Here is a 25,903-nt window from a genome sequence, read left to right as displayed (position 1 = left end):
GGCCGGGGAGGGACGTCAGGAGCGTACTTCGAGCAGGGGAACCAACTGCTCGGCGGGGGTCATCGAACCGTGGTTGCCGACCATCGCCGACTCCTTCGGCTCCCGCTCGGAGGCGATGAGCAGGACGTCGTCGCGCGCGGCGGCGACTACGTCGCCGATGCGGCCGTACACCCGTTCGTCGATCTTCGGGCCGAACCAGCCCGCCGCGATGGCCTCGTCGCGGGAGGCCACCCAGAACTGCTCGCCGAGCACCTCGCGCCAGCAGGTCAGGACGTCGTTCGCGGCGCCGGGCACCGCGTAGACGTGCCGGGCGCGGCCCTCGCCGCCGAGCAGGGCGACTCCGGCGCTCAGCTCCCAGTCCTCGTCGAAGTCGATGCGGTGCTCCTCGTCGAACGGCACGTCGATCATGCCGTGGTCGGCGGTGACGTAGAGGGCGCTGCGCGGCGGCAGTTGCTCGGCCAGGCGCTGGACCAGGCGGTCGGCGTACATGAGCTGGCCGCGCCAGGTGTCGGAGTCGACGCCGAAGCGGTGGCCGGCGCCGTCGACCTCGGCGAAGTACGTGTAGACCAGGGAGCGGTCGCCCGCGGCCAGTTGCTCGGCCGCCAGGTCCATACGGTCCTCGCCGATCAGCCGCCCGAGGAACGTTCCGCCGCTGAGCGCGACCCTGGTCAGCGGGGTGGTCTCGAAGGTCGGGGACGACACTTGCGCGGCGTGCACCCCCGCCTCGTGCGCCAGTTGGAAGACCGTCGGATACGGCTGCCAGGCGCCGGGCGGGGTCCACGGCTGCCAGCGCAGCTGGTTCATGAGCTCGCCGGTGTCCGGGTTGCGCACGGTGTAGCCGGGCAGGCCGTGCGCGCCGGGCGGCAGGCCGGTGCCGACGGAGGCGAGGGAGGTGGCGGTGGTCGCCGGGTAGCCGGCGGTGAGGGGACGTCCGGTGCCGCCGCGCGAGGTGGCGAGCAGGGACGTCATGAAGGGGGCGTCCTCGGGGTGCGCCCTGAGCTGCTCCCAGCCGAGGCCGTCGATCAGGAACACGCAGTTCCGGTCGGCGGGGGTCAGCTCGGGGATGGCGGCGGTCATGCCCGGCACGCCCAGACCGGCGGCCAGCGTGGGCAGCAGGTCCGCGAGGGAGCCGCTGCCGTACTCGGGGGCCGGGGCGGAGGTGACGGTGAGCGGTTCGGGGTGGTGGTCCCAGGCCGTGTTCGGCTGTGCCATCAGCGGGCGCTGTCCGCGGTCGCCTCGGAGAGGGCCTGCGCGAAGGCGAGTGCCTGGCGCACGGTCTCCGGTCCGTCCCCGGCCTCGCTGACGCGCAGGCTGAGGTCGTCCGCCGTCGAGTTGCCGGTGTAGCCGTGGTCCGCCTCGCAGTTGGGGTCGCCGCAGGCGGCCGGCTCCAGGTCGATGCGGGAGACGGCGCCCCAGCCGATGGTGAGGACGACCTCGCGGGGCAGCGTGCCCGGCTTGTACGACTCCGGGTTGGCGACCACGCGGCTGACCACGATCGACGAGATGCGGCTCAGCTTCACGGACTCCGTCGACGTCGTGGCGTACGGCGTCGGCGAGGTGCTGTCGGCGGCCTGTTCGTCGGTGTGGCTGACGATGAAGCGGTGGTCGGTGAGGACGAGCACCGTCACGTGCCGCCGCACCTCGTTCTGGTCGAACGTCGTCTCCTGGTGGACCAGGTACGACCGGATGGGCTCGCCGCCCACGGCGGCCTCCACCGCCTCGGCCACGAGGGCCGGGTAGTAGCCGCTGCGCTCGATCGCCGCCCGCAGCCCCTGGGTCGTCGTACTGGTCTTGGCCATGACGCCCATCCTACGGGGGCCCACTGACTGCGAGGCACCGCTCGTCCCCTGTCGGTACGCGGGGCTCGCCCCTGTCAGTACGCGGGGAGGGTCCGCGGGCCGAGGTCGTCGCGGACGGGCGGTGGCGCGAGGCGGACGGAGGCGCCCAGGACGCTCAGGCCGTGCGAGGCGACGACGACCGGCTCCAGAGTGACCGCGACGACCTCGGGATGGTCGTCGACCAGCCGGGACACCCGCAGCAGCAGCTCCTCCAGGGCGCGGGTGTCGGCCGGTGCGGAGCCGCGCCAGCCGAACAGCAGGGGTGCGGTGCGGATCGAGCGCACCAGCGAGGTCGCCTCCTTGTCGGTGACCGGGATCAGCCGGTGGGCCGTGTCCCCGAGCAGCTGCGAGGCGGCCCCGGCGAGCCCGAAGGAGAGCACGGCTCCGGCCGCGGGGTCGATGACGGCCCGTACGACGACGTCCACGCCGCGCGGCGCCATCCGCTGCACGACCGGGCGCAGCTCCTCGGGTGCTCCGAACAGCTCGGTCAACTCGGTGTACGACCGCCGCAGTTGGTCCTCGTCCGCGAGGTCGAGGCGGACGCCGCCCAGGTCGGCGCGGTGCCGCAGGTGCGGGGCGGTGGCCTTGAGGGCGACGGGGTAGCCGAGGCTGCGGGCCGCCTCGGCGGCGGCGTCGGTGGTCGGGGCGGGCAGGGCGCGGTGCACATCGATGCCGTAGTGGCCGAGCAGGTCGCAGGTCTCGTCCGTGCCGAGGGTGAGTCCCTGCCCGCGCGCGAGGAGTCCGTCGATCAGCGTGGCTGCGCCCTTCTGGTCGATGTCCTCGTACTCGGGCACCTTGCCGGGGTCGGAGGCGTCGCGCCGCCACTGCGCGTAGGTGACGGCCTGGGCGAGGGCACGGACGGCGCGTTCGGCGGCGGGGTAGGCGGGGATGAGGTGGGAGTCCTCAGGCGGTTCTCCGGGAGGCGCCGGACGGGGGGTGGCCTGGGGGCTGCCGGGGCGGGTTTGCGGCGGACTGTCCGCGCCGGCCTGCGGTGCCGTGCTCGCCGCCGCCGAGAGGGCCTCTGCCAGGCCGCCGAGCTCCACGTGTACCACCAGGACCGGCTTGGTCGGGGCTGCGGCCACCGCGGAGCGCAGCGCGTCGGCGAGGGCCGCGTCCGCGACCGAACCCTCCCCCACCGCCGGTATGGCGGTGACGACCACCGCGTCGCACCGGTCGTCGGCCAGCGCCCGCGACAGGGCCGTGCGGAAGTCGGCGGCGGAGGCCGCCGTGGTCAGGTCCTGCGGGGGGTGCGGCCGCAGCCCCTCGGCGAGACACGCGTCGTAGGTGAGCAGGCCGAGCGACTCGGAGTTGCCGAGGATCGCCACCCGGGGCCCGGCCGGCAGCGACTGGCGGGCGAGGAGCAGCCCGGCGTCCACCAGTTCGGTGATGGTGTCGACCCGGATGACGCCGGCCTGCCTCAGCAGCGCCGAGACGGTCGCGTGCGGCAGCCGCGTGGCCCGTACGGCGTGTCCTTGGGGAGCGGCTCCGTGCCGGGCGCCCTGGACCACGACCAGCGGCTTGGCGGCGGCGGTGCGGCGGGCGAGGCGGGTGAACTTGCGGGGGTTGCCGATGGACTCCAGGTACATGAGGACGACGTCGGTGTCGGGGTCCTCGTACCAGTACTGCAGGACGTCGTTGCCGGAGACGTCCGCCCGGTTGCCGGAGGAGACGAAGGTGGAGACGCCGGTCACGCCCGTGACGCCGCCGCCGCGCCGGTGCAGCCGGGACAGCAGGGCGATGCCGATGGCGCCGGACTGGGCGAACAGGCCGATCCGGCCCGGACGCGGCGTCTCGGGCGCGAGGGAGGCGTTGAGCCGTACCCGCGGGGAGGTGTTGATGATGCCGAAGGCGTTCGGCCCGATGATCCGCATGCCGTACGTGCGCGCCTGCCGCACGAGAGCGCGCTGGCGTTCGCGCCCCTCGCTGCCGCTCTCGGCGTAGCCGGCGGAGACCACGACCAGCCCCTGCACGCCGTGTTCGCCGCACTCGGTGACGACCTCGGGGACGTGTTCGGCCGGCACGGCGACGACCGCGAGGTCTACGGGGCCGTCGATGTCCCGTACCGAGCGGTGGGCGGGCACCCCGTCGAGTTCCTTCTGTCCCTCGGGGAGTGCCTTGTTCACGGCGTGGAGGCGGCCGGTGAAGCCGGCGTCGCGGATGTTGCCGAGGACGCTGCGGCCCACGCCGCCCGGCGTACGCCCGGCGCCGATGACGGCGACCGAGCCGGGCGCGAGCAGCCGCTGCACGGACCGCGCCTCGGCACGGTGCTCGCGCGCGTACTGCACGGCGAGGGAGCGGTCGGTGGGTTCGAGGTCGAACTCCAGACGGACGACACCGTCCTCGAAGCTGCGCTTCTGGGTGTACCCGGCGTCCGTGAACACCTTGATCATCTTGGTGTTGGCGGGCAGCACCTCGGCGGCGAAGCGGCGGATGCCGCGCTCGCGGGCGACGGCGGCGATGTGTTCGAGGAGAGCGGAGGCCACGCCACGGCCCTGGTGGGCGTCCTGCACCAGGAAGGCGACCTCGGCCTCGTCGGCGGGTGCGGACGCGGGCGTTCCGTCCGCGCCGATCCGGTCGTAGCGTACGGTGGCGATGAACTCGCCGCCCACCGTGGCCGCGAGTCCCACCCGGTCCACAAAGTCGTGGTGCGTGAAGCGGTGGACGTCCTTGGCGGACAGGCGAGGGTACGGCGCGAAGAAGCGGTAGTACTTCGACTCGTCGGAGACCTGCTCGTAGAAGCTGACCAGGCGCTCGGCGTCATCAACGGTGATGGGCCGGATGCGCGCGGTGCCACCGTCGCGCAGCACCACGTCGGCTTCCCAGTGGGCGGGATACTCGTGCCGGTCCGGCGAGGTCTGCATGGGCCCCAGAGTACGTCTGGCGTCCGACAGCGGCGCGAGGCAGTCTGTGGAGGGCGTCAGTCGGGTCGAGGCCGCGATCCGACGGCACCCGGGCGGGACATCAGGACCGCTCCGGCAGCTTCACGTATGGGAAACTGGTCTAGACAACCCTGAAAACTGAAGGGCAGCAACACATGGCTGAGCGCCGCGTCAACGTCGGCTGGGCCGAGGGCCTCCACGCCCGCCCCGCCTCCATCTTCGTCCGAGCCGCCACGGCCGCAGGCGTCCCGGTGACGATCGCCAAGGCAGACGGCAAGCCCGTCAACGCGGCCTCCATGCTGGCCGTCCTCGGCCTCGGTGCCCAGGGTGGCGAGGAGATCGTCCTCGCCTCCGACGCCGAGGGTGCGGACGCCGCCCTGGACCGGCTGGCGAAGCTGGTCTCCGAGGGGCTCGAGGAACTGCCCGAGACCGTCTGAGCATTCTTTCGCGCCTGATCCGAAGGGCTCGTCCGAATTCATCGGGCGAGCCCTTCGCCATTCCCGGTCTCGAGCCGTCGAATTCCCGTTCACGGGCAGCGTAAGTAATCCCCCGCGAATTACCTGCTCTTTGTATACGGCTCTCGTGTTAATGCCGCAGGCTCGCCGTGTTTACGGGATGTTGCGAGTTCCTCACACGCTCGGCGCGCTCCCCGGCGGAACCGAAACGCAGCCGGTGCGCGGACGTCGCGCGCTCGGCGTGCAGTGCCGTGACCGCCCGCGCGCGCTCGCTGTCACCGCGCGCCACCGCGTCCACGATCGCGCCGTGCTCGGTCCAGGACTCCACGGGACCGGCCGGCGCCTCGACGGTGTACATCCAGGCGATCTTGTGGCGGAGCTGGGTGAGCATCGAGGTCAGCGCGGGGCTGCCGGAGGCCTGCGCGAGCGTCTCGTGGAACCAGCCGCCCAGAGAGCGCAGGTCGTCGCTGTTGCCCCGGCGGGCGCGCTCCTGGCCGAGCCTGACCAGGCCGCGCAGCACCTTCAGATGGGCCTCGGTGCGGCGCTGGGCGGCGCGGGCCGCGCCCAGCGGCTCCAGCAGCGTCCGCATCTCCAGCAGGTCGGCGGCCTCCTGCTCGGTGGGTTCGGCGACGCACGCGCCCGCGTGCCGCCGGGTCACCACGAAGCCCTCGGCCTCCAGGGTGCGCAGGGCTTCCCGGACGGGGACGCGCGAGACGCCGTAGCGGCGGGCGAGGAGTTCCTCGGTCAGCCGGCTGCCGCGCTCGTAGACACCCGCGACGATGTCGTCCCGGATGGCCGTGCACACCGAGTGCGCGGGAATACGCATGACCGACCTCCGTTTAATCCCCGTGAAACGTCGACGAGTGACGCGTGTTCCGTGACTCTATTGCAATGAGCCCGAATTTCCGACGGCGAGCCGGAATCCATGGATATTTTTTGGACAGCCGGGCATCACAAACGCCGAAAGCCCCGGCTCGGGGAGCCGGGGCCTCGGGAAGCGGAGCGGTACGCCGTCAGACGCTCACGCCGTGCGAGCGGAGGTAGGCGACCGGGTCGATGTCGGAGCCGTACTCGGGGCTCGTGCGGGCCTCGAAGTGCAGGTGCGGACCGGTGACGTTGCCGGTCGCGCCGGACAGGCCGATCTGCTGGCCGGGGGTGACCTTCTGGCCCACCGAGACGCTGATGGACGACAGGTGGCCGTACTGGGTGTACGTGCCGTCGTTCATCTTGATCACGATCTGGTTGCCGTAGGACCCGCCCCAGCCCGCCTCGACGACCTCTCCCATGCCGACCGCGTGGACGGAGGTGCCGCTGGCCGCGTGGAAGTCGACACCGGTGTGGCTGCCGGAGGACCACAGGCCGCTGCTGGTCTGGTAGCCGGTGGAGACGTACGAGCCGGAGATCGGGGACACGAAGGTGTTGAGGCGCTTGCGCTCGGCCTCGCGGGCGGCGCGCTCCTTGGCCTCGCGGGCCTTCTCGGCCGCCTCCTTGGCCTCCTTGGCCGCCTCGGCGGCCCGCTTGCGGGCGGCCTCCTCGGCCTTCTTCTTGGCGGCGGCCTCCTCGGCGGCCTGCTTCTGGGCGGCGGCCTGGGCGTCGATCTGCTGGGCCACGGTGTCGCCCATGGTGACGACGGGGGTGAGACCGGTCTGCTCGACGGCGGGCTCGGCGGCGAAGGCCGGGGCGGCCACGGTGCCGATGACACCGGTGGTGGCGAGGGCCGCGACGCCCGCCGCGCGGCGGGTGCCGCGCTGCATCCTGCTGGGACGACGATGCTTCCCTGTGGCGCGGGTGAACGCCATGGAGTGGCTGGTCCTTTCCTTCCTTCTCGCCTACCGGGTTAGCTGACGGGTTCGGAGCAGGAAGGTCTCCTACGGACCCCCTCGCGGCTCGCGCGGGCGTCCGATTCACCCCAGGGACTGCGTTGGGTCCCCGGCTCCCCTGGCTCGCGCCATACGGGGACTCGGCGATGACTGTCCGGTGCCGCGGGTGCGGCGCACTGCCTGACGAACAGCCCGGATGAACCTAAGCGGGGCCACTTTCAATTCCCAAACGAATCCCGGTTTTTGTAGCGCATCCCACAGGGCAGACAGGCAACCTCCGCATCAATTCGGGCATAAAGGAGCCCTGGTGCCTTGGAAGACAACCAGGGCCCCTGCGCGCGCGTGCTCCTACTCGGCGGCGACGACCGAGACTTCGCCGATGCCCAGGGCCTCGACCGGGCCCTTGATCTGCGCCGCGTCGCCGACGAGGACGGTCACCAGCCGGTCCACCGGGAAGGCGCTGACGACCGCCGCGGTGGCCTCCACGGTGCCGGTCGCGGCGAGCTGCCGGTACAGCGTGGCCTGGTAGTCGTCGGGCAGGTGCTGCTCGACCTGGTCGGCCAGCGTGCTCGCGACGGCCGCCGCGGTCTCGTACTTCAGCGGCGCCACGCCGACCAGGTTCTGCACGGCGACGTCCCGCTCGGCGTCGGTCAGCCCCTCGGCGGCGAGGGTGCGCAGCACCGTCCAGAGATCCTGGAGGGCCGGGCCGGTGTTGGGGGTGTCCACGGAGCCGCTGATGGCGAGCATCGCGGCACCGGTCCCGTCCGGGGCGGACCTCAGGACCTGGCCGAACGACCGCACCCCGTAGGTGTAGCCCTTCTCCTCGCGCAGCACGCGGTCCAGGCGGGAGGTGAGAGTGCCGCCCAGGCAGTACGTGCCGAGCACCTGCGCGGGCCACACGCGGTCGTGCCGGTCCGGGCCGATCCGGCCGATCAGCAGCTGCGTCTGGACGGCGCCGGGGCGGTCCACGATGACGACCCGGCCCGTGTCGTCGGCGGTCACCGGCGGCACCGGGCGCGGCTCGGCCGCGGAGCCGGTCCAGGAGCCCAGTGTGTCGCCGAGCAGGGCGTCGAGGTCGATGCCGGTGAGGTCGCCGACGACCACGGCGGTGGCCGTGGCGGGCCTGACGTGCCTCTCGTAGAAGGCGCGTACGGCCGCGGAGTCGATCGTGGCGACCGTCTCCTCGGTGCCCTGGCGGGGCCGCGACATGCGCGAGCCCTCCGGGAACAGCTCCTTGGAGAGCTCCTTGGCGGCACGGCGGCTGGGGTTGGCCAGCTCGTGCGGGATCTCGTCGAGGCGGTTGCGGACCAGCCGCTCGACCTCGCTGTCGGCGAACGCGGGCGCCCTGAGGGCGTCGGCGATCAGGCCGAGCCCCTTGGCGAGCCGGGAGGCCGGCACCTCCAGGCTGAGCCGGACGCCGGGGTGGTCGGCGTGTGCGTCGAGGGTGGCGCCGGCGCGCTCCAGCTCGGCGGCGAACTCCTCGGCGGAGTGCTTGTCGGTGCCCTCGGAGAAGGCCCGGGCCATGATCGTGGCCACACCGTCGAGGCCGGCCTGCTCGGCGTCCAGGGGCGCGTCCAGCAGCACCTCCACGGCGACGACCTGCTGGCCGGGGCGGTGGCAGCGCAGCACCGTCAGGCCGTTGCCGAGCGCGCCGCGCTCGGGGGCCGGGAAGGCCCACGGCCTGGCCTCGCCCGCCTGGGGACGGGGGTGGAAGTCCATCGTGGCGAGCTCGGTCACTTGGCCGCCTCCTCGTTCTCGTCGGTGGCTTCCACGGTCGCCGCGGACTCCAGGTCTTCGGTGCCTTCCGCGGTCTCGGTCTCCGGGTCGGCCGGGGCGGTCGGCTCGTAGACGAGCACCGCGCGGTTGTCGGGCCGCAGGCGGGCCTTGGCGACCTCCTGGACCTCCTCGGCTGTCACGTCCAGAACGCGCTGCACGGCGGTCAGGGCGAGCTGCGGGTCGCCGAACAGGACGGCGTACCGGCACAGTTCGTCGGCGCGGCCGGCGACCGTGCCGAGCCGGTCCAGCCACTCGCGCTCCAGCTGGGCCTGGGCGCGTTCCATCTCCTCGGCCGTGGGGCCCTCCTCGGCGAACCGGGCGAGCTCCTCGTCGATCGCGGACTCGATGACCGGGACCTCGACGTCACCGGACGTCTTCACGTCCAGCCAGCCCAGGGAGGGCGCCCCGGCGAGCCGCAGCAGGCCGAAGCCGGCCGCCACGGCCGTACGGTCGCGCCGTACGAGGCGGTTGTACAGGCGGGAGGACTCGCCGCCGCCGAGGACGGTGAGGGCCAGGTCGGCCGCGTCGCACGCGCGCGTGCCGTCGTGCGGCAGCCGGTAGGCGGCCATCAGGGCGCGCGCCGGCACCTCCTCCTCGACGACCTCGCGCAGCTGCTCGCCGATGATCTCCGGCAGCGTGCCGTCCCGGGGCGCGGGCTTGCCGTCGTGGCCGGGGATGGAGCCGAAGTACTTCTCGATCCAGGCCAGGGTCTGCTCCGGGTCGATGTCGCCGACCACGGAGAGCACGGCGTTGTTCGGCGCGTAGTAGGTGCGGAAGAACGCGCGCGCGTCCTCCAGGGTGGCCGCGTCCAGGTCGGCCATCGAGCCGATCGGGGTGTGGTGGTAGGGGTGGCCCTCCGGGTAGGCGAGGGCGGTCAGCTTCTCGAAGGCGGTGCCGTAGGGGACGTTGTCGTAGCGCTGCCGGCGCTCGTTCTTGACGACGTCCCGCTGGTTCTCCATCGACTCGTCGTCGAGCGCGGCCAGCAGGGAGCCCATGCGGTCGGCCTCCAGCCAGAGGGCGAGCTCCAGCTGGTGGGTGGGCATGGTCTCGAAGTAGTTGGTCCGCTCGAAGCTGGTGGTGCCGTTCAGCGAGCCGCCCGCGCCCTGGACGAGCTCGAAGTGGCCGTTGCCCTTCACCTGGGCGGAACCCTGGAACATCAGGTGCTCGAAAAGGTGAGCCAGGCCGGTACGCCCCTTGACTTCATGGCGTGAGCCGACGTCGTACCAGAGGCACACCGCCGCGACCGGGGTCAGGTGGTCCTCGGAGAGCACCACGCGCAGGCCGTTGGCCAGGCGGTGCTCGGTCGCTGTCAGGCCCCCGGAGCCTGCCTGGGCTGTGGCCGTGTGACCCATGGGCATGTACGTCCCTTCGATCGCGGTGCGGTCGTTCAAACCGCGTTTTTCCTGGCGAGTCCTGCCACTGTATGCAAGCGTGCGGGGCCCTGGTGAAGTTCCCGGGGGCGTACGCGCAGAGCGAGAGGGGGAAGCGGCCGGGGACGGTGTGCGGTGGTGACAGCGTGCCTGGCCGGAGGCCCGGCACCGGCGCGTCCGCGCGCGGTGATCTCGGCACACGGCAGGCGGCCGGGAGCCGGGACGGGGCCGGGATGTGACCGGGACGGGATCGGGCGAAAGACCTCGGACAGGCCGGCCTGCGGCAGTCCTCCGACCGGGTCCCGGCCGCCGCCGAGGCGCGGCGAGCGGTCCCCGCGGCACCCGTGGGAAACCCTTGCCGGGCAGGCCGGGAAACCCTTGCCGGGGAGGCCGTGGACCGGGTGCTGGTCCCGGTTGTCAGTGCGGCGGTCCACAATGGTCGGCGTCAGATCTCGTTCAACGCTTCAGCAAGGAGCCGGCAGCGATGGCCCGCCGCAGCACGAAGACCCCGCCGCCCGACGACTCGTACGAGGAGAGAATCCTCGACATCGACGTCGTCGACGAGATGCAGGGCTCCTTCCTCGAGTACGCGTACTCGGTCATCTACTCCCGCGCCCTGCCCGACGCGCGCGACGGCCTCAAGCCGGTGCACCGCCGCATCGTCTACCAGATGAACGAGATGGGCCTGCGCCCCGAGCGCGGGTACGTCAAGTGCGCCCGCGTCGTCGGCGAGGTGATGGGCAAGCTGCACCCGCACGGCGACGCGTCGATCTACGACGCCCTCGTGCGCATGGCCCAGCCCTTCTCGATGCGTGTCCCGCTGGTCGACGGCCACGGCAACTTCGGCTCGCTGGGCAACGACGACCCGCCGGCCGCCATGCGGTACACCGAGTGCCGAATGGCCGAGGCGACGAGCCTCATGACGGAGTCCATCGACGAGGACACCGTCGACTTCAACCCCAACTACGACGGCCAGGAGCAGGAACCGGTGGCGCTGCCTGCCGCCTTCCCGAACCTCCTGGTCAACGGCGCCTCGGGCATCGCGGTCGGCATGGCCACGAACATGCCGCCGCACAACCTGCGCGAGGTGATCGCCGCCGCCCGCCACCTGATCAGGCACCCGAACGCCGATCTCGACGCCCTGATGAAGCACGTCCCGGGCCCCGACCTGCCCACCGGCGGCCGCATCGTCGGTCTGTCCGGCATCCGGGACGCCTACGAGACGGGCCGCGGCACGTTCAAGATCCGCGCGACGGTCTCCGTGGACAACGTGACGGCGCGCCGCAAGGGCCTCGTCGTCACGGAGCTGCCCTTCACGGTCGGCCCGGAGAAGGTGATCGCCAAGATCAAGGACCTGGTGGGGTCGAAGAAGCTCCAGGGCATCGCCGACGTCAAGGACCTCACGGACCGCGCGCACGGCCTGCGCCTGGTCATCGAGATCAAGAACGGCTTCGTGCCGGAGGCGGTCCTGGAGCAGCTGTACAAGCTGACGCCGATGGAGGAGTCCTTCGGCATCAACAACGTCGCCCTGGTCGACGGCCAGCCGCTCACGCTGGGGCTGAAGGAGCTGCTGGAGGTCTATCTCGACCACCGTTTCAACGTCGTGCGGCGCCGCTCGGAGTTCCGCCGCGGCAAGAAGCGCGACCGGCTGCACCTGGTCGAGGGCCTGCTGACGGCCCTGCTGGACATCGACGAGGTCATCCGTCTCATCCGCTCCAGCGAGAACTCCGCACAGGCGAAGCAGCGCCTGATGGAGCAGTTCTCGCTGAGCGAGGTGCAGACGCAGTACATCCTCGACACGCCGCTGCGCCGCCTGACCAAGTACGACCGCATCGAGCTGGAGACGGAGAAGGACCGGCTCAACGCGGAGATCGAGGAACTGACCCGGATCCTCGACTCGGACGCGGAGCTGCGCAAGCTGGTCTCCTCCGAACTGGCCAACGTGGCCAAGAAGTTCGGCACCGACCGGCGTACGGTCCTGCTGGAGTCGGGTGGTGCCCCGGTCGCCGCCGTGCCGCTCCAGGTGGCCGACGACCCGTGCCGGGTGCTGCTGTCCTCGACGGGTCTGCTGGCGCGTACGGCGAACGGCGAGCCGTTCGCCGAGGACGCCGGCGCCAAGCGCGTGAAGCACGACGTGATCGTCTCGGCGGTGCCGGCCACCGCCCGCGGCGAGGTGGGCGCGGTCACCTCGGCGGGCCGGCTGCTGCGGCTGAACGTGATCGACCTGCCCCAGCTCCCGGAGTCGATGGCGACGCCGAACCTCGCGGGAGGCGCCCCGCTGGCGGAGTTCGTCTCCCTGGAGGACGACGAGACAGTGGTCTGCCTGACGACGCTCGACGAGTCGTCGCCGGGCCTGGCGCTCGGCACGGAACAGGGCGTGGTCAAGCGTGTGGTGCCGGACTATCCGTCCAGCAAGGAGGAGCTGGAGGTGATCACCCTCAAGGAGGGCGACCGGATCGTCGGCGCGATCGAGCTGCGCACCGGCGAGGAGGATCTGGTCTTCATCACCGACGACTCCCAGCTGCTGCGCTTCCAGGCGTCCCAGGTCCGTCCGCAGGGCCGCCCGGCCGGCGGTGTGGCCGGCATCAAGCTCTCCGAGGGCGCGAAGGTCATCTCCTTCACGGCGGTGGACCCGGCCGTGGACGCCGTCGTCTTCACCGTCGCCGGCTCGCGGGGCACGCTGGACGACTCCGTGCAGACGACGGCCAAGATGACCCCGTTCGACCAGTACCCGCGCAAGGGCCGCGCCACCGGCGGCGTCCGCTGCCAGCGGTTCCTGAAGGGCGAGGACTGCCTGTCGCTGGCCTGGGCGGGCCCGGCCCCGGCCCTCGCGGCGCAGAAGGACGGCACCCCTGCCGACCTCCCGGAGATGGACCCGAGGCGTGACGGCTCGGGTGTGTCCCTGGCGAAGACGGTGGCGGTGGTGGCGGGGCCGGTCTAGGCCCTCCGGGCGGAGGGGCTCAGGCAGGCTCTGCCGGGTCCTCCGCCGGATTCCGTACGTACCTCAGGACGCCCCACATGCCGTGCTCGTCGGCGTGTGGGGCGTCGCTCCTGCACGCGCCGAGTTCCTTGTCGAGGGCGGAGGCGTCGATGCCGGAGCCGATGAGGACCAGCTGGGTGAGGCGTTCGCCCCCGCCCGGCCAGGGTTCCGGGTAGAAGCGCAGGAACCGCCCGACGGCATGGACGGCGTAGCGGTTGCGGACGTCGTACGGCCCGAAGTCGACGTAGCCCTTGATCCGGTACAGCCCTTCGGGCCGGCTGTCGAGGAACTCCATCAGCCGGCGCGGGTCGAGGGGTTCCCGCGAGACGAACGACAGGCTGTCGTAGGCGCTGTGCAGGTGCTCGGCGTGGTCGTCCGCGCCGTGCTCGTGCAGGTCGTCGAAGGACAGCTGCCCGATGCGTTCCTCGCTCGGCCGGCAGTCGAAGAGGAACTCGGGGTCGATCCGGCCGTAGGAGGCCGGGACGACGGCGGCGCGGTCGACGAGGGACCGGACCAGTCCGAGGACGCGTTCGCCGTCCGCCGCCCGGTCGAGCTTGTTGACCACGACGAGATCGGCCAGCGCGAGATGCCGGTCGACCTCGGGATGCCTGGACCGCGTGTCGTCGAACTCGGCGGCGTCGACGACCTCGACCAGCCCGCCGTACACGATCCCCGGGTGCTCGCTGGCGAGCACCATCCGCACGAGTTCCTGCGGCTCGGCCAGCCCGCTCGCCTCGATGACGATGACGTCGATGCCGAGGGAGGGGTCCGCGAGCCGTTCCAGGTACTGGTCCAGCTCGCTCGCGTCCACGGCACAGCACAGGCACCCGTTGCCGAGCGAGACCGTCGAGTCGCCGAGCGCTCCCGCCACGGCCATCGCGTCGATCTCGATGGCCCCGAAGTCGTTGACGATGGCACCGATACGGCTGCCGCCGCTGCGATGGAGGAGGTGGTTGAGGAGTGTGGTCTTCCCCGAGCCGAGGAATCCGGCCAGGACGACGACCGGGATCTGCTGCGGTTCCGGGCTCGGCAAGCTCACCGTGCGACCTCTCTCACGCCGACGCGTGCACCGGCTCGCGTTCCCGGCACACGTACGAGGATGGGATGCCGCCCCAGGATACGAGCCGTGCGAATGGCGACGAAGTGAACGAGTGTCAGCAGCACTGTGGGAAACGGCAAGCGCCGCCCACCGCTCGCCGGTTCCCTTGAGTAGAGCCGCGTACCGACGGCCGGCGGACGGCCGCCTGAATCGGGGGAACGCATCTCCTCCCGCGAAGAACTACGACGCAGCGCCAGAGCGGAGCTGCGAGCCCTGCACGTCCAATTGACTCAGATGGCCATGGACCACGCCGGCGAGCGTATAGAACGGCAGTACGTCCGCAGCCTGCTCCGAAGTCCCTTGTTCCACCGCTCCGGGAGGCCTCGCGTGGCGCGAAGGAGGGCCTTCCGCCGGACAGTCACGAGGGGTGGCTCTTTCGCATCCTCAAGCAGGCCATCCGCGAAGTTCAGGGACGCGGAACACGCGACCCGTCGTGACGTGTGGCAGGCACGGGCGCCGGTGCCTCCGGTCCCACATAGCGCGCCACCGGCCTGATGATCTTCGTGTCCTCCGCCTGTTCCAGGATGTTGGCGCTCCAGCCCACCACACGCGCGGCGGCGAACGTCGGCGTGAACATCTCGCGGGGCAGGCCGCACAGTTCCATGACCACGCCCGCGTAGTACTCGACGTTGGTGTGGAGCTCACGGCCGGGCTTCAGCTCCGCCAGGATCGCCTCGACGTGCCGCTCCACTTCCACGGCGAAGTTCACCCGCGGACCGCCGAACCCCTGGGAGACCTCGCGCAGCAAACGCGACCGCGGATCCTCCGTGCGGTAGATCGCGTGCCCGAAGCCCATGATGCGCTCACCGGCGACCACCCTCTGCCGCACCCAGGAGTCGATACGGTCCGGGGTGCCGATCGCGTCCAGGGTGTCCAGCGCCCGACTGGGCGCGCCCCCGTGCAACGGCCCCGACAGCGCCGCCACCGCACCGGCGAGGCAGGCCGCCACGTCCGCACCCGTCGACGCGATGACCCGGGCCGTGAACGTTGACGCATTGAATCCGTGATCAATGGTTGAGATCAGGTATTGCTCGATCGCCCGTGTGTGCTGCTCGGTCGGCACCGAACCGGTCAACATGTACAGGTAGTTGGCCGCGTACGACAGATCCTCGCGCGGCTCCACGGGCTCGAGTCCTTTCCCCAGCCGGTGCAGCGCGGTGAGCAGCGTGGGTACCGCAGCGGCCGCCTCCAGGGTGTCCTGCCTGCGCCGGTCGGCATCGATGTCGTACACGGGCCGGAAGCCCTTGGCCGCGCCCAGCAGCGACAGCGCCGTGCGCATCCCCGCGAGCGGGCCGGAGCGTCCGCCGGCCGCCGCCATGGCCGGCAGCGCCGCTCGCACCTCGTCGGGCAGCCGCCGCAGCGCCGCGGTCTCCGCCGCGAAGACCGCGCTCTGCCGGGCGTCCGGCAGTTCGCCGTGTACGAGCAGGTGCCAGACGTCCTCGAAGGCGCGGGTTCGCGCGAGGTCGACGGCGGAGTACTGCCGGTAGTGGTAGAAGCCCTCGACGCCACGGACGTCACCGATCCGGGTGTCGGTGACGACGACACCGGCGAGTCCCCGTGGTGCGTCGATGAGAGCGGCTGCGGACCTGTTGACGGACATGTCTTCCTCCCTGGACTTGATTCGACTGTCCATGGTTGACTTAAGTTATGTCAATATTGATTCGATCAATCCGTCAGTCAATGGTCCGCTAGGCGGATACGGTGACCCCCATGCGCGATCAAGAACCCGCCCCCCTCGGCGCGGAACGGCGGCTGAGCACCAAGGAGGCCGCCGAGCTGCTCGGCGTGAAGCCGGAGACCGTGTACGCGTACGTGAGCCGCGGTCAGCTCAGCAGCCGGAGGGTGACCGGCGGCCGGGGCAGCACCTTCGACGCCAGGGAGGTCGAGGCGCTCGCCCGGCGCAACAGGCGGGAGAGCGCGGGGAGTTCCCCCTCCGGCGGCGAGTTGTCCGTCCGCACCCGCATCACGCTCATCGAGAGCGACCGCTACTACTACCGCGGTGTCGACGCGGTCGACCTGGCCATGCGGCACACCTACGAGGAGGTCGCCGAGTGGCTGTGGACGGGCCGGATGCGGCCGGGCAACACGTTCACCGCACCGGCCGCCTCGGTCGCCGTCGCCCGCCGCGCCGTCGACGCGCTGCCCGAACACGCCGCGCCCACCGACCTGCTGCGCGTCGCGACGATCGCCGCCGCGACCGCCGACCCGCTGCGCTTCGACCTGTCCGAGGACGCCGTGCTCGGCACGGCGCGCACCCTCATCCCCACACTCGTCGCCGCTTTGCCGCCGGCAGGACACGACCGCCGCGACGAGGGGCCCCTGGCCCACCGCCTGTGGAGCCGGCTGTCGCCGCGCAAGAACCCCGACGAGGCGTCCCTGCGCGCCCTGGACACCGCCCTCGCCCTCCTCCTCGACCACGACCTGGCCGCCTCCACGCTGGCGGTGCGCGTCGCCGCGTCGGCCCGCGCCCACGCCTACGCGGCGGTCTCCGCCGGCCTCGGCGTGATCGAGGGCCCGCTGCACGGCGCGGCCAGCGGACTCGCCCACCGGCTGCTCGTCGACGTGCTCGACCAGGGCGACGCCGCGCCCGTGATCACGGACGAACTGCGTGCCGGCCGCCGCATCCCGGGACTCGGCCACCGGCTCTACCCGGGCGAGGACCCACGCGCGCGTGCCCTGTTCGGCCTCCTGGAGCAGATCCCACGCGCGGAACCCGCCCTCCTCGCGGCCCGGGACATCGTCGAGACCACCGCCCGCCACGCCCCGCTGCACGCCAACGTCGACCTGGCACTCGCCGTGCTCACCACGTCCTGCGGCATGCCCCCGACCGCGGGCGAGACGATCTTCGCGGTGGCCCGTACGGCGGGCTGGATCGCCCACGCCCTGGAGGAGTACGGCGAGCGCCCGCTGCGCATGCGTCCGAGCGGGCTCTACGCGGGCCCGAAGCCGCCTCAGCCACTACCGGAGTAGCGCAGGGCGGGGCCGAGAGTCACCGTGATCCAAGTCAGGTTAGGCTCACCTCTGTGAGTACGTGCTCAAGCGTCTCCCGGGACTCCGACGAGCCCGTTTCGGGAACCGCGGCCACCGCGACGACCTGGCTGTTGCTGGAACAGCCCGGTCCATGGGGTGCCAAGGCGCTCACTTCGAGCCACCTGGACCCCGCGCTGGGCCGTGCCCTGGAGGCGGCCGCGAAGGACACAGGCGTACGGATCGTCCTCATCCGCCGCCCCGGACGTCACGCGGACCGCAGGATGCCCGCCACCCGCCGGGTGTACGCGGCCCACATCGTTCCGGGGAACGTGTGGCTGCACGGCGCCACGACCTCGGATCCCGGGCAGCTCCTCGATCTCGACTTCGCCGCACTCGGCCGGGGCGAGCACCGCTCCTTCGACGCGGTGCTCGGCGGACGGCCCCACGACGGTGATCCGCTCGCCCTCGTCTGCACCAACGGCAAGCGCGACCGCTGCTGCGCCCTTCTCGGCCGGCCTCTCGCGGCCGAACTCGCCACGTCCGGCGTCGAGGGCGTCTGGGAGGTCACCCATCTGGGTGGTCACCGCTTCTCGCCGACGGTGCTCGTGCTGCCGTACGGATACGCGTACGGCCGGGCCGAGGCGCACACCCTCAAGGAGGTCCTGCACGGCGCGCGGGAGGGGCGGATCGTCGTGGAGGGGTGCCGGGGCAGTTCGGCCTGGGAACGGCCCGGTCAGGCGGCCGAGCTGGCCGTGCGCACCGAGACCGGTGAGTACGCCGCGCAGGCGCTGAGCGTCGTACGGACGGCCGGCGCCGCCCCGCGCTGGGAGGTGACCGTCGCCCACGCCGACGGGCGCCGCTGGCAGGTCGAGGTGGCCCAGGGCGCGGCCCTGCCACCCCGGCCGGAGAGCTGTGGTGCGGCTGTCCTCGGTTCGCCCGCGCGGATGGACGTGGTGGCGGTGCGCGAGGTGAGGGTGACGACGGCGCTGGCAAGCTGACCGGACCGCCGGCCGCGGTCCGGACCGTCTTCTCAAGGTTTGCTCGGTCTCCTCAAGCATTGATCAAGAGATCCACGCCACACCCATTACGGCGGGTAGGCAGCCCCACGTACCTTCTTGGGTATGAGCCCCACTCCCCCCGCACGCCGCCTGCGCCTCGGCCTGCCCCGGCGGGTGTTCTCGCAGGTGCTGCTGATGCAGGTGGCGATCGCCGCGGGAGTCGCGGTCCTCGCGACCGGGCTGTTCCTCGCGCCCCTGAGCGACCAGCTGGACGACCAGGCGATGCGCCGCGCGCTCGCCATCGCGCAGACCACCGCGCAGCAGCCGGGCCTCGCCAAGGAAGTGAGGGACACGCCTCCGTCACCGAACGGTCCGGTGCAGAAGGAGGCGGAGCGGATCCGGAAGGCCACCCAGGCCGAGTACATCGTGGTGATGGACTGGCGGGGCGTGCGCTGGTCGCACACCGACCCGAAGCAGATCGGCGGCATCGTCTCGACCGACCCCAGCCAGGCCCTGGCCGGCAAGGAGGTCATGGAGATCGACAGCGGCACCCTGGGCCGCTCCGCCCGCGGCAAGGTGCCGCTGCGTGACAGCGACGGCACGGTCGTCGGCGCCGTCTCGGTCGGCATCGCCTACGACAGCGTCCGGGCCCGGCTGATCCACGCGATCCCGGGCCTGCTCGCGTACGCCGGAGGCGCCCTGGCCGTCGGCGCGCTGGCCGCGTGGCTCATCTCCCGGCGGGTTCAGCGGCAAACCAGGGACCTGGCCTTCTCGGACATCGCGTCGCTCCTGTCGGAACGCGAGGCGATGCTGCACGGCATCCGGGAGGGCGTCGTCGCCCTGGACCGCACCGGGCGCATCCGCCTGGTCAACGACGAGGCGCAGCGCCTGCTGGGCATCGGGGACGCGGTGGTGGGCCGCTCCCCCGACGAGGCGCTCGGCGCGGGCCGCACGGCCGACGTGCTGGCCGGGCGCGTGACCGGCACGGACCTGCTCACCGTCCGCGGCCAGCGGGTGCTGGTCGCCAACCGAATGCCCACCGACGACGGCGGCGCCGTGGCCACCCTGCGCGACCGCACGGAGCTGGAGCAGCTGGGCCGCGAGCTCGACTCCACCCACGGCCTGATCGACGCCCTGCGCGCCCAGGACCACGAGCACGCCAACCGTATGCACACGCTCCTGGGACTGCTCGAACTGGAGATGTACGACGACGCCGTCGAGTTCGTCGGCGAGGTGGTCGGTGACCACCGGGCCACTGCGGAACAGGTCACCGAGCGGATCGAGGACCCGCTGCTCGCCGCCCTGTTGGTCGGCAAGGCGACCGTCGCGGCCGAGCGGGGCGTCGCACTGTGGGTCTCGGACCGGACCCGGCTGCCCGACCGGCTGATCGATCCCCAGGGGCTCGTCACCGTCGTCGGCAACCTGGTGGACAACGCCCTCGACGCCGCCGCGGGCACCCCGCACGCGCGCGTGGAGGTCGAACTGCGCGCCGAGGGTCGTACGGCGATCCTCCGGGTGCGCGACACGGGCCCGGGAATCCCGCCGGAGCACCGGGAGTTGATCTTCACCGAGGGATGGTCCACGAAGAAGCCGCCCGCGCACCGCGAGCGGGGCATCGGACTCTCCCTGGTGCGCAGGCTCGCCGAGCGGCAGGGGGGCAGCGCGACCGTCGGCGAGGCGCACGGCGGGGGCGCGGAGTTCACCGTCGTCCTGCCCGAGGCGCTGGCCGAGCCGGGCCCGGAACCGGCCCTGAGCCTGCCGTCAGCTCCGCAGACCGCCAAGGAGGAGTCGTGATGATCGAGGTCCTGGTCGTGGACGACGACACCAGGGTCGCGCGGGTCAACGCCGCCTACGTCGAGAAGGTGCCGGGCTTCCATGTCGCCGGCGAGGCCCACACCGCCGCGGAGGCGCTGAGCCAGCTGGAGACACTGCCGCGGCTCGACCTGGTGCTCATGGACCACTACCTGCCCGACGAGACGGGGCTCGCGGTCGTCCAGGAGATGCGCCGACGCGGCCACCAGGCCGACGTGATCATGGTGACGGCGGCCCGGGATGTGACCACCGTGCAGGCGGCGATGCGGCACGGCGCGTTGCAGTACCTCGTCAAGCCGTTCGCCTTCGCCGGTCTGCGCGCCAAACTGGAGGCGTACGCGGAGCTGCGCCGCACCCTCGACGGTGGCGGGGAGGCGGAGCAGGCCGAGGTGGACCGCATCTTCGGGGCGCTGTCGGCTCCCTCCGAGCCGGACCTGCCCAAGGGGCACTCCCCCACCACCGCTGAGCTGGTCCGGCAGTCCCTGATGAACGCCGACGGGCCGCTGTCCGCCCAGGAGATCGCCGAGCGGACCGGGGTGAGCCGCCAGACCGCCCAGCGCTATCTGAAGCTCCTGGAGCGCACGGGACGGGCCAGGCTGACCCTCAAGTACGGCGACGCGGGCCGCCCGGAACACCGTTACGTGTGGGCGACTCGCGCCTAGGTACAGCCGCGGTTCGTACCGCAGGCAGCCGTGGCTGGCCCGTTACGCGGCCCCCACCCCGGTCAGCGACCGCACCTCGGTCTCCGCGTGCTTGGCCTCGTCCGGGATCTCCGCCGACGTGACCGTGCCCAGCCAGCCCGCCAGGAAGCCCAGCGGGATCGAGACCAGGCCCGGGTTCTGCAACGGGAAGTACTGGAGGTCGACGTTCGGGAACAGCGAGTCGGGGCCTCCGGAGACCACCGGGGACAGCACCACGAGCACCACGGCCGGGACCAGACCGCCGTAGACGGCCCACACGGCACCCCGTGTGGTGAAGCCCGGCCAGAACAGGGAGTAGAGCAGCACCGGAAGGTTCGCCGACGCGGCGACGGCGAAGGCGAGGCCCACCAGGAACGCGACGTTGAGATCCCGCGCCAGCAGACCGAGGGCGATCGCCACCACGCCGACACTGACCGCGGCGACACGGGCCACGGCCACCTCGCTGCGGGGCTTGCCGCCCCGGCGCCTCAGGGACGCGTACAGGTCGTGGGCCACCGACGCCGAGGACGCGAGTGTGATCCCGGCGACCACGGCGAGGATCGTGGCGAAGGCGACCGCGGCGACGATCGCGAAGAGAACCGTTCCACCGGTGGATCCGGCACCGCCGCCCAGATCGAGCGCCAGCAGCGGAACGGCCGTGTTCCCGGCCGCGTTCGACCCGCGTACCGCGTCGGGCCCCACGATGGCGGCCGCGCCGAATCCGAGCACGATCGTCATCAGGTAGAAACCGCCGATGAGCCCGACCGCCCAGACGACCGAGCGGCGTGCGGCGCGCGCGGTGGGCACGGTGTAGAACCGGGACAGGATGTGCGGCAGCCCGGCCGTTCCGAGCACCAGCGCCAGCCCCAGACTGATGAAGTCGAAACGGGCGGTCCAGTCCCCGCCGTACCTCAGCCCTGGCGCCAAGAACGCCTCCCCGTGACCGCTGCGCTCGGCCGCCGTGAGCAGCAGCCGGTCCAGGTCGCCGTGGAAGCGCACCAGGACGAGCACCGTCAGCGCGATCGTGCCGCCGAGCAACAGGACGGCCTTGACGATCTGGATCCACGTCGTCGCCCGCATCCCTCCCACCGACACATAGATCACCATGAGCGCGCCGACCCCGATGACGGTCCAGGCCCGCGCCGCCTCACTGGTGCCCCCGAGCAGCAGCGCCACCAGGCTGCCCGCGCCGACCATCTGCGCCACCAGATACAGGACGGACACGGTGACCGAGGACGTTCCCGCCGCGATCCGTACCGGCCGCTCCCTCATCCGCGCCGCCACGACGTCCGCGAGCGTGAACCGGCCGCAGTTGCGGACCAGTTCGGCCACGAGGAACAGCACCACCAGCCAGGCCACGAGGAAGCCGACGACATACAGCAGCCCGTCGTAGCCGAACAGCGCGATGAGTCCGGTGACCCCCAGGAAGGAGGCGGCCGACATGTAGTCACCCGCGATGGCAAAACCATTCTCCATGGGTGAGAAGAGCCGCCCACCCGCGTAGAACTCCTCCGCCGAACCACGCCGTTTGCGGCTCACCCATGTCGTGATCGCCAGCGTGACCGCGACGAACCCGCTGAACAGCAGCAGCGCCAGCGTCTGGTGTTCTCCCGTCACGAGACACCGCCGTTCACACCGCGCGTCAGCTCCTGTGTGTGCCAGCGCAGTTCGAGCGCCGCCCGGTCCCTGCGCAGCCGCGCGTGCCGCGCGTAGGCCCAGGTGAACAGGAACGTGGTCAGGAACTGCCCGAGCCCCGCCACCAGCGCCACGTTCACCGCTCCCGCCACGGGCCGCGCCATCAGCTCCGGCGCGGTCGTGGCAGCGACGACGTAGCCCACGTACCAGGCGAAGAACGCTACAAAGGCCGGTACCACGAACCTCCGGTACCGCCGCCGCACCTCCTGAAACGCCGCGCTGCGCTGCACCTCCAGGTACACATCGGCCGCCGCGGCCCCGGTCCGGTGCTCCCCGCGTGCCGACGGAACCACGGCCGGAGCCGGCACCCCGGCACCGGCCGGCTCGCCCCAGTCGGAGGCAAGGGCGTCGTACCACGGATCGTCGTACCTGAGGTGTCCGGCCTCTTCCGCCGGGCCCGGGTCGGCACCATCGAGTCGCTCGACCGGACTTTCCTGACCGGCCCCATCGCTACCGGGACGGCCCTTGCTTGGTTGCATGCCCAAGGATGGACAGAACGGGAAGATCTCCGACTCTTCTTCCCCTCGCTCTTCACCCCATCAGGTGACTCAACCCACTGGCCAGCACCAGGACCAACCAACACCGGTCCCGACCTCGATCAGACCACCAACACTCCAGCCTTGCCCAGCCGGCGCCCAGCGCAGCGGCTACGCATCGATCCGCGACCGATCCAGCGTCGCAGCCGAGTTGGAGATGAACTCCTTGCGCGGCGCGACGTCGTTGCCCATCAGCAGATCGAAGACCTGCTCCGCGGCCTCGAGGTCGGAGAGGTTGATCCGGCGCAGTGTGCGGTGGCGCGGGTCCATGGTCGTCTCGGCCAGCTGGTCGGCGTCCATCTCGCCGAGGCCCTTGTAGCGCTGGATCGAGTCCTTGTAGCGGATGCCCTTGCTCTGGAACTCCATGAGCTTGTCGCGCAGTTCCCGGTCCGAGTACGTGTAGACGTACTTGTCCTGGCCCTTCTTCGGCTGGACGATCTCGATGCGGTGCAGTGGCGGCACCGCCGCGAAGACCCGGCCGGCCTCGACCATGGGCCGCATGTAGCGGTGGAACAGGGTCAGGAGCAGCGTGCGGATGTGCGAGCCGTCGACGTCGGCGTCGGTCATCATGATGATCTTGCCGTAGCGGGCCGTGTCGATGTCGAAGGTCCGACCCGATCCGGCTCCTATGACCTGGATGATCGCGCCGCACTCGGCGTTCTTGAGCATGTCCGTCACGGACGACTTCTGGACGTTGAGGATCTTGCCCCGGATCGGCAGCAGCGCCTGGAACTCGGAGTTCCGGGCGAGCTTCGCCGTACCGAGCGCGGAGTCGCCCTCGACGATGAACAGCTCGCTGCGGTCGACGTCATCGCTGCGGCAGTCGGCGAGCTTGGCCGGCAGCGAGGAGGACTCCAGAGCCGTCTTACGACGCTGTGCGTCCTTGTGCTGCCGGGCGGCGATGCGCGTCCGGGCCGCGGCGACGGCCTTCTCCAGCACGACCCGGGCCTGCTGGGCGGCGTCCCGCTTCGTGGACGTCAGGAACGCCTTGAGTTCCTTGGTGACCACGTTGTTCACGATGCGGCGGGCCGCCGAAGTGCCGAGGACCTCCTTGGTCTGGCCTTCGAACTGCGGCTCGGCGAGACGCACGGTGACGACCGCGGTCAGGCCCTCCAGGGCGTCGTCCTTGACGATGTCGTCCTCAGCGACACGCAGGAGCTTCTTGGTGCGCAGCACCTCGTTCATCGTCTTGGCGACGGCCTGCTCGAAGCCGGCGACGTGCGTACCGCCCTTGGGGGTGGCGATGATGTTGACGAACGACTTGAGCGTCGTGTCGTAGCCGGTCCCCCACCGTAGCGCCACGTCGACGCCGAGTTCGCGGGTGACCTCGGTGGGCGTCATCTGGCCGTGGTCGTCCAGGACGGGGACCGTCTCCTTGAAGGTGCCCTGTCCGGACAAGCGGAGGACGTCGCAGATCGGCTTGTCGTTCGCCAGGTACTCGCAGAACTCGCTGATTCCGCCGTCGAAGCGGAAGGACTCCTCACCCTTGCTGCCGCCCTCGCCGAGCCCGTACTCGTCGCGCACGACGATGGTCAGGCCGGGCACCAGGAACGCGGTCTGGCGGGCGCGCTGGTGCAGGTTCTCCAGGGAGAGCTTGGCGTCCTTGAGGAAGATCTGGCGGTCGGCCCAGTACCGCACGCGCGTGCCGGAGCGGGTCTTCGGGATCTTCTTGGCCTTGCGCAGGCCGCTCTTGGCCTCGAACTTGGCGTCCGGGCTGTTCCCGGCGAAGGCGCCGGGGACACCGCGCCGGAAGCTGATCGCGTGGGTGTGTCCACCGCGGTCCACCTCGATGTCCAGACGGGCGGACAGGGCGTTCACCACGGAGGCACCGACGCCGTGCAGACCGCCGGAGGCGGCGTACGAGCCGCCTCCGAACTTGCCGCCGGCGTGCAGCTTGGTCATGACGACCTCGACACCGGAGAGGCCGGTCTTGGGCTCGACGTCGACCGGGATGCCCCGGCCGTTGTCCCGGACCTCGACCGAGCCGTCGTCATGGAGGATGACCTCGATGTGGTCGCAGTAGCCGCCGAGAGCTTCGTCGACGGAGTTGTCGATGATCTCCCAGAGGCAGTGCATCAGGCCACGGCTGTCGGTCGACCCGATATACATTCCGGGGCGCTTCCGCACGGCCTCGAGCCCCTCGAGGACGAGCAGGTGCCGCGCGGTGTAGTTGGATCCGTCCCGGTCTGCTCCTGCCAGCAGAGCTGTGGACGGCACGGACGTCTCGGCGGTCACGCGGTTCGCTCCTCGCTGAATTTCAGATAGGGCCCTCATGGGTAAGGGCGCGGCTTCAGTCACCGGTGAGAGGGTACCGAGGCCTGGTAGAGCCGTTGTAACGCCACCCTCGTCGGAAACTCACCCTAGTCCAGACTCGTATGCCTGTTCGATCCCTCGTTGGAGTGAAGCACACATCACGTTCCCTTCGAGGCATGAACCATTTAGGCTCCGGGCACGTCCTCATGAACAACCGGCAACCCAGCCGGGAGGACCGACCACCGATAGAACGCGAAGCCCCGTAAGACACATAGACACGCAATACGGCACATTCGCCGCCAACCGGCAGCAGACAGCCGCCTCGCAAAGATTCTTTCGAGGAAAAGCCACGAGCGGGAACGTTTTGGGGCTGGTTGGATGTTGACCCTGGTACGACAGCTCGTCGAGCTAGAGAAGAGGCGACGTGACTACTGTTCTGACCCCTGCGAGCCAGTTGACGGCCGCTGATCGCTGCGACCGCTGCGGCGCCCAGGCGTACCTGCGCGTCGTCCTGCTCAGCGGCGGAGAACTGCTCTTCTGCGCCCACCACGGGCGCAAGTTCGAGCCGGAACTCAAGAAGATCGCCGCTGAGATACAGGACGAATCGGAGCGGCTGACGTCCGCTCCCGCGACTGCCTCCGAGGAAGATCGCTGACACTTCGCGTCCGACGACGAGCCAGCCCGGCACAGGCCGGTGAACGGGCGGCTGCCTCCACTACCGAGGCAGTCGCCCGTCCTCGTC

The 25,903-nt window shown here is 71.2% G+C and carries 19 protein-coding genes and 1 riboswitch; of the genes, 7 read left to right on the top strand and 12 right to left on the bottom strand.

Features of this window, described 5'->3' with window-relative positions; all coding sequences use genetic code 11:
• Positions 1-15: 15 nt before the first annotated feature.
• From HDA41_RS29735 to HDA41_RS29725, 3 genes are all read right to left on the bottom strand, one after another.
• Positions 16-1,212 (bottom strand): alkaline phosphatase family protein, encoded by a 1,197-nt coding sequence (locus tag HDA41_RS29735; RefSeq protein WP_184989292.1) that lies wholly within the window; start codon positions 1,210-1,212, stop codon positions 16-18.
• Positions 1,212-1,799 (bottom strand): DUF5998 family protein, encoded by a 588-nt coding sequence (locus tag HDA41_RS29730; protein WP_099054597.1) that lies wholly within the window; start codon positions 1,797-1,799, stop codon positions 1,212-1,214. Before HDA41_RS29730 ends, HDA41_RS29735 begins: the two co-directional genes overlap by 1 nt.
• Positions 1,800-1,873: 74 nt before the next feature.
• On the bottom strand, positions 1,874-4,699 hold the full coding sequence (locus HDA41_RS29725) for a bifunctional acetate--CoA ligase family protein/GNAT family N-acetyltransferase (RefSeq protein WP_184989276.1): 2,826 nt from the start codon (positions 4,697-4,699) through the stop codon (positions 1,874-1,876).
• 173 nt (positions 4,700-4,872) lie between these two features.
• On the opposite strand from HDA41_RS29725, the gene HDA41_RS29720 reads away from it, so the two are divergent.
• Positions 4,873-5,154: an HPr family phosphocarrier protein gene (locus HDA41_RS29720; RefSeq protein ID WP_033308341.1), complete on the top strand. Its 282-nt coding sequence runs from the start codon at positions 4,873-4,875 to the stop codon at positions 5,152-5,154.
• A 148-nt stretch (positions 5,155-5,302) separates the two neighbouring features.
• On the opposite strand, the gene HDA41_RS29715 is transcribed toward HDA41_RS29720, so the two are convergent.
• From HDA41_RS29715 to HDA41_RS29700, 4 genes are all read right to left on the bottom strand, one after another.
• Positions 5,303-5,998 carry a GntR family transcriptional regulator gene (locus HDA41_RS29715; protein ID WP_086601826.1) on the bottom strand — a complete coding sequence of 232 codons (696 nt, stop codon included), beginning with the start codon at positions 5,996-5,998 and terminating at the stop codon, positions 5,303-5,305.
• 187 nt (positions 5,999-6,185) lie between these two features.
• Entirely contained in the window at positions 6,186-6,971 is a 786-nt protein-coding gene (locus HDA41_RS29710) for a M23 family metallopeptidase (protein WP_184989273.1), read from the bottom strand.
• Positions 6,972-6,984: 13 nt separating this feature from the next.
• A riboswitch (cyclic di-AMP (ydaO/yuaA leader) is annotated at positions 6,985-7,148 on the bottom strand.
• 192 nt (positions 7,149-7,340) lie between these two features.
• Positions 7,341-8,729, bottom strand: coding sequence for a M16 family metallopeptidase (locus HDA41_RS29705; protein ID WP_184989270.1), 1,389 nt, complete (start codon positions 8,727-8,729; stop codon positions 7,341-7,343).
• The gene (locus HDA41_RS29700; protein WP_184993839.1) at positions 8,726-10,120 is read right to left on the bottom strand and encodes a M16 family metallopeptidase; all 1,395 of its coding nucleotides are present in this window, start codon (positions 10,118-10,120) and stop codon (positions 8,726-8,728) included. The genes HDA41_RS29705 and HDA41_RS29700 overlap by 4 nt, the downstream gene beginning before the upstream one ends.
• A gap of 502 nt (positions 10,121-10,622) precedes the next feature.
• On the opposite strand from HDA41_RS29700, the gene HDA41_RS29695 reads away from it, so the two are divergent.
• Complete coding sequence (locus tag HDA41_RS29695) at positions 10,623-13,079, top strand: DNA gyrase/topoisomerase IV subunit A (protein WP_184989267.1); 2,457 nt, start codon at positions 10,623-10,625, stop codon at positions 13,077-13,079.
• Between the two features lie 19 nt (positions 13,080-13,098).
• Here the strand turns inward: HDA41_RS29695 and HDA41_RS29690 are convergent, their stop codons facing one another.
• Positions 13,099-14,157: a CobW family GTP-binding protein gene (locus tag HDA41_RS29690; protein ID WP_184989264.1), complete on the bottom strand. Its 1,059-nt coding sequence runs from the start codon at positions 14,155-14,157 to the stop codon at positions 13,099-13,101.
• 466 nt (positions 14,158-14,623) lie between these two features.
• Positions 14,624-15,817: a citrate synthase/methylcitrate synthase gene (locus tag HDA41_RS29685; RefSeq protein ID WP_184989261.1), complete on the bottom strand. Its 1,194-nt coding sequence runs from the start codon at positions 15,815-15,817 to the stop codon at positions 14,624-14,626.
• 110 nt (positions 15,818-15,927) lie between these two features.
• Here HDA41_RS29685 and HDA41_RS29680 point away from each other — a divergent pair, with 110 nt between their 5' ends.
• From HDA41_RS29680 to HDA41_RS29665, 4 genes are all read left to right on the top strand, one after another.
• A complete protein-coding gene (locus HDA41_RS29680) occupies positions 15,928-17,187 on the top strand; it encodes a citrate synthase (RefSeq protein ID WP_184989258.1) in 1,260 nt (419 codons plus the stop codon).
• A 53-nt stretch (positions 17,188-17,240) separates the two neighbouring features.
• Positions 17,241-18,185: a ferredoxin family protein gene (locus tag HDA41_RS29675; RefSeq protein WP_184989255.1), complete on the top strand. Its 945-nt coding sequence runs from the start codon at positions 17,241-17,243 to the stop codon at positions 18,183-18,185.
• A 123-nt stretch (positions 18,186-18,308) separates the two neighbouring features.
• Positions 18,309-19,979, top strand: coding sequence for a sensor histidine kinase (locus HDA41_RS29670; RefSeq protein WP_184989252.1), 1,671 nt, complete (start codon positions 18,309-18,311; stop codon positions 19,977-19,979).
• A complete protein-coding gene (locus HDA41_RS29665) occupies positions 19,979-20,659 on the top strand; it encodes a response regulator (RefSeq protein WP_184993837.1) in 681 nt (226 codons plus the stop codon). Before HDA41_RS29670 ends, HDA41_RS29665 begins: the two co-directional genes overlap by 1 nt.
• A 42-nt stretch (positions 20,660-20,701) precedes the next feature.
• On the opposite strand, the gene HDA41_RS29660 is transcribed toward HDA41_RS29665, so the two are convergent.
• From HDA41_RS29660 to HDA41_RS29650, 3 genes are all read right to left on the bottom strand, one after another.
• Positions 20,702-22,294 carry a monocarboxylic acid transporter gene (locus tag HDA41_RS29660; RefSeq protein ID WP_184989249.1) on the bottom strand — a complete coding sequence of 531 codons (1,593 nt, stop codon included), beginning with the start codon at positions 22,292-22,294 and terminating at the stop codon, positions 20,702-20,704.
• The gene (locus HDA41_RS29655; protein WP_184993835.1) at positions 22,291-22,851 is read right to left on the bottom strand and encodes a DUF485 domain-containing protein; all 561 of its coding nucleotides are present in this window, start codon (positions 22,849-22,851) and stop codon (positions 22,291-22,293) included. The genes HDA41_RS29660 and HDA41_RS29655 overlap by 4 nt, the downstream gene beginning before the upstream one ends.
• Before the next feature lie 168 nt (positions 22,852-23,019).
• A complete protein-coding gene (locus HDA41_RS29650) occupies positions 23,020-25,143 on the bottom strand; it encodes a DNA gyrase/topoisomerase IV subunit B (protein WP_184989246.1) in 2,124 nt (707 codons plus the stop codon).
• 442 nt (positions 25,144-25,585) lie between these two features.
• On the opposite strand from HDA41_RS29650, the gene HDA41_RS29645 reads away from it, so the two are divergent.
• Positions 25,586-25,816 (top strand): DUF7455 domain-containing protein, encoded by a 231-nt coding sequence (locus HDA41_RS29645; protein ID WP_184989243.1) that lies wholly within the window; start codon positions 25,586-25,588, stop codon positions 25,814-25,816.
• Positions 25,817-25,903: the final 87 nt, after the last annotated feature.

This window comes from Streptomyces caelestis, assembly GCF_014205255.1.
In the GTDB taxonomy this organism is placed as follows: Bacteria; Actinomycetota; Actinomycetes; order Streptomycetales; family Streptomycetaceae; genus Streptomyces; species Streptomyces caelestis.
Note: the sequence above shows the minus strand (reverse complement) of the source record. Positions and strands in the feature narration are given on the sequence as shown.

Coding starts and splice junctions, on each gene's coding strand:
- HDA41_RS29715 (WP_086601826.1), bottom strand. CDS start 5,998: ATGCGTATTCCCGCGCACTCGGTGTGCACGGCCATCCGGGACGACATC.
- HDA41_RS29730 (WP_099054597.1), bottom strand. CDS start 1,799: ATGGCCAAGACCAGTACGACGACCCAGGGGCTGCGGGCGGCGATCGAG.
- HDA41_RS29695 (WP_184989267.1), top strand. CDS start 10,623: ATGGCCCGCCGCAGCACGAAGACCCCGCCGCCCGACGACTCGTACGAG.
- HDA41_RS29655 (WP_184993835.1), bottom strand. CDS start 22,851: ATGCAACCAAGCAAGGGCCGTCCCGGTAGCGATGGGGCCGGTCAGGAA.
- HDA41_RS29710 (WP_184989273.1), bottom strand. CDS start 6,971: ATGGCGTTCACCCGCGCCACAGGGAAGCATCGTCGTCCCAGCAGGATG.
- HDA41_RS29735 (WP_184989292.1), bottom strand. CDS start 1,212: ATGGCACAGCCGAACACGGCCTGGGACCACCACCCCGAACCGCTCACC.
- HDA41_RS29700 (WP_184993839.1), bottom strand. CDS start 10,120: ATGGGTCACACGGCCACAGCCCAGGCAGGCTCCGGGGGCCTGACAGCG.
- HDA41_RS29665 (WP_184993837.1), top strand. CDS start 19,979: ATGATCGAGGTCCTGGTCGTGGACGACGACACCAGGGTCGCGCGGGTC.
- HDA41_RS29670 (WP_184989252.1), top strand. CDS start 18,309: ATGAGCCCCACTCCCCCCGCACGCCGCCTGCGCCTCGGCCTGCCCCGG.
- HDA41_RS29680 (WP_184989258.1), top strand. CDS start 15,928: ATGCGCGATCAAGAACCCGCCCCCCTCGGCGCGGAACGGCGGCTGAGC.
- HDA41_RS29725 (WP_184989276.1), bottom strand. CDS start 4,699: ATGCAGACCTCGCCGGACCGGCACGAGTATCCCGCCCACTGGGAAGCC.
- HDA41_RS29685 (WP_184989261.1), bottom strand. CDS start 15,817: ATGTCCGTCAACAGGTCCGCAGCCGCTCTCATCGACGCACCACGGGGA.
- HDA41_RS29720 (WP_033308341.1), top strand. CDS start 4,873: ATGGCTGAGCGCCGCGTCAACGTCGGCTGGGCCGAGGGCCTCCACGCC.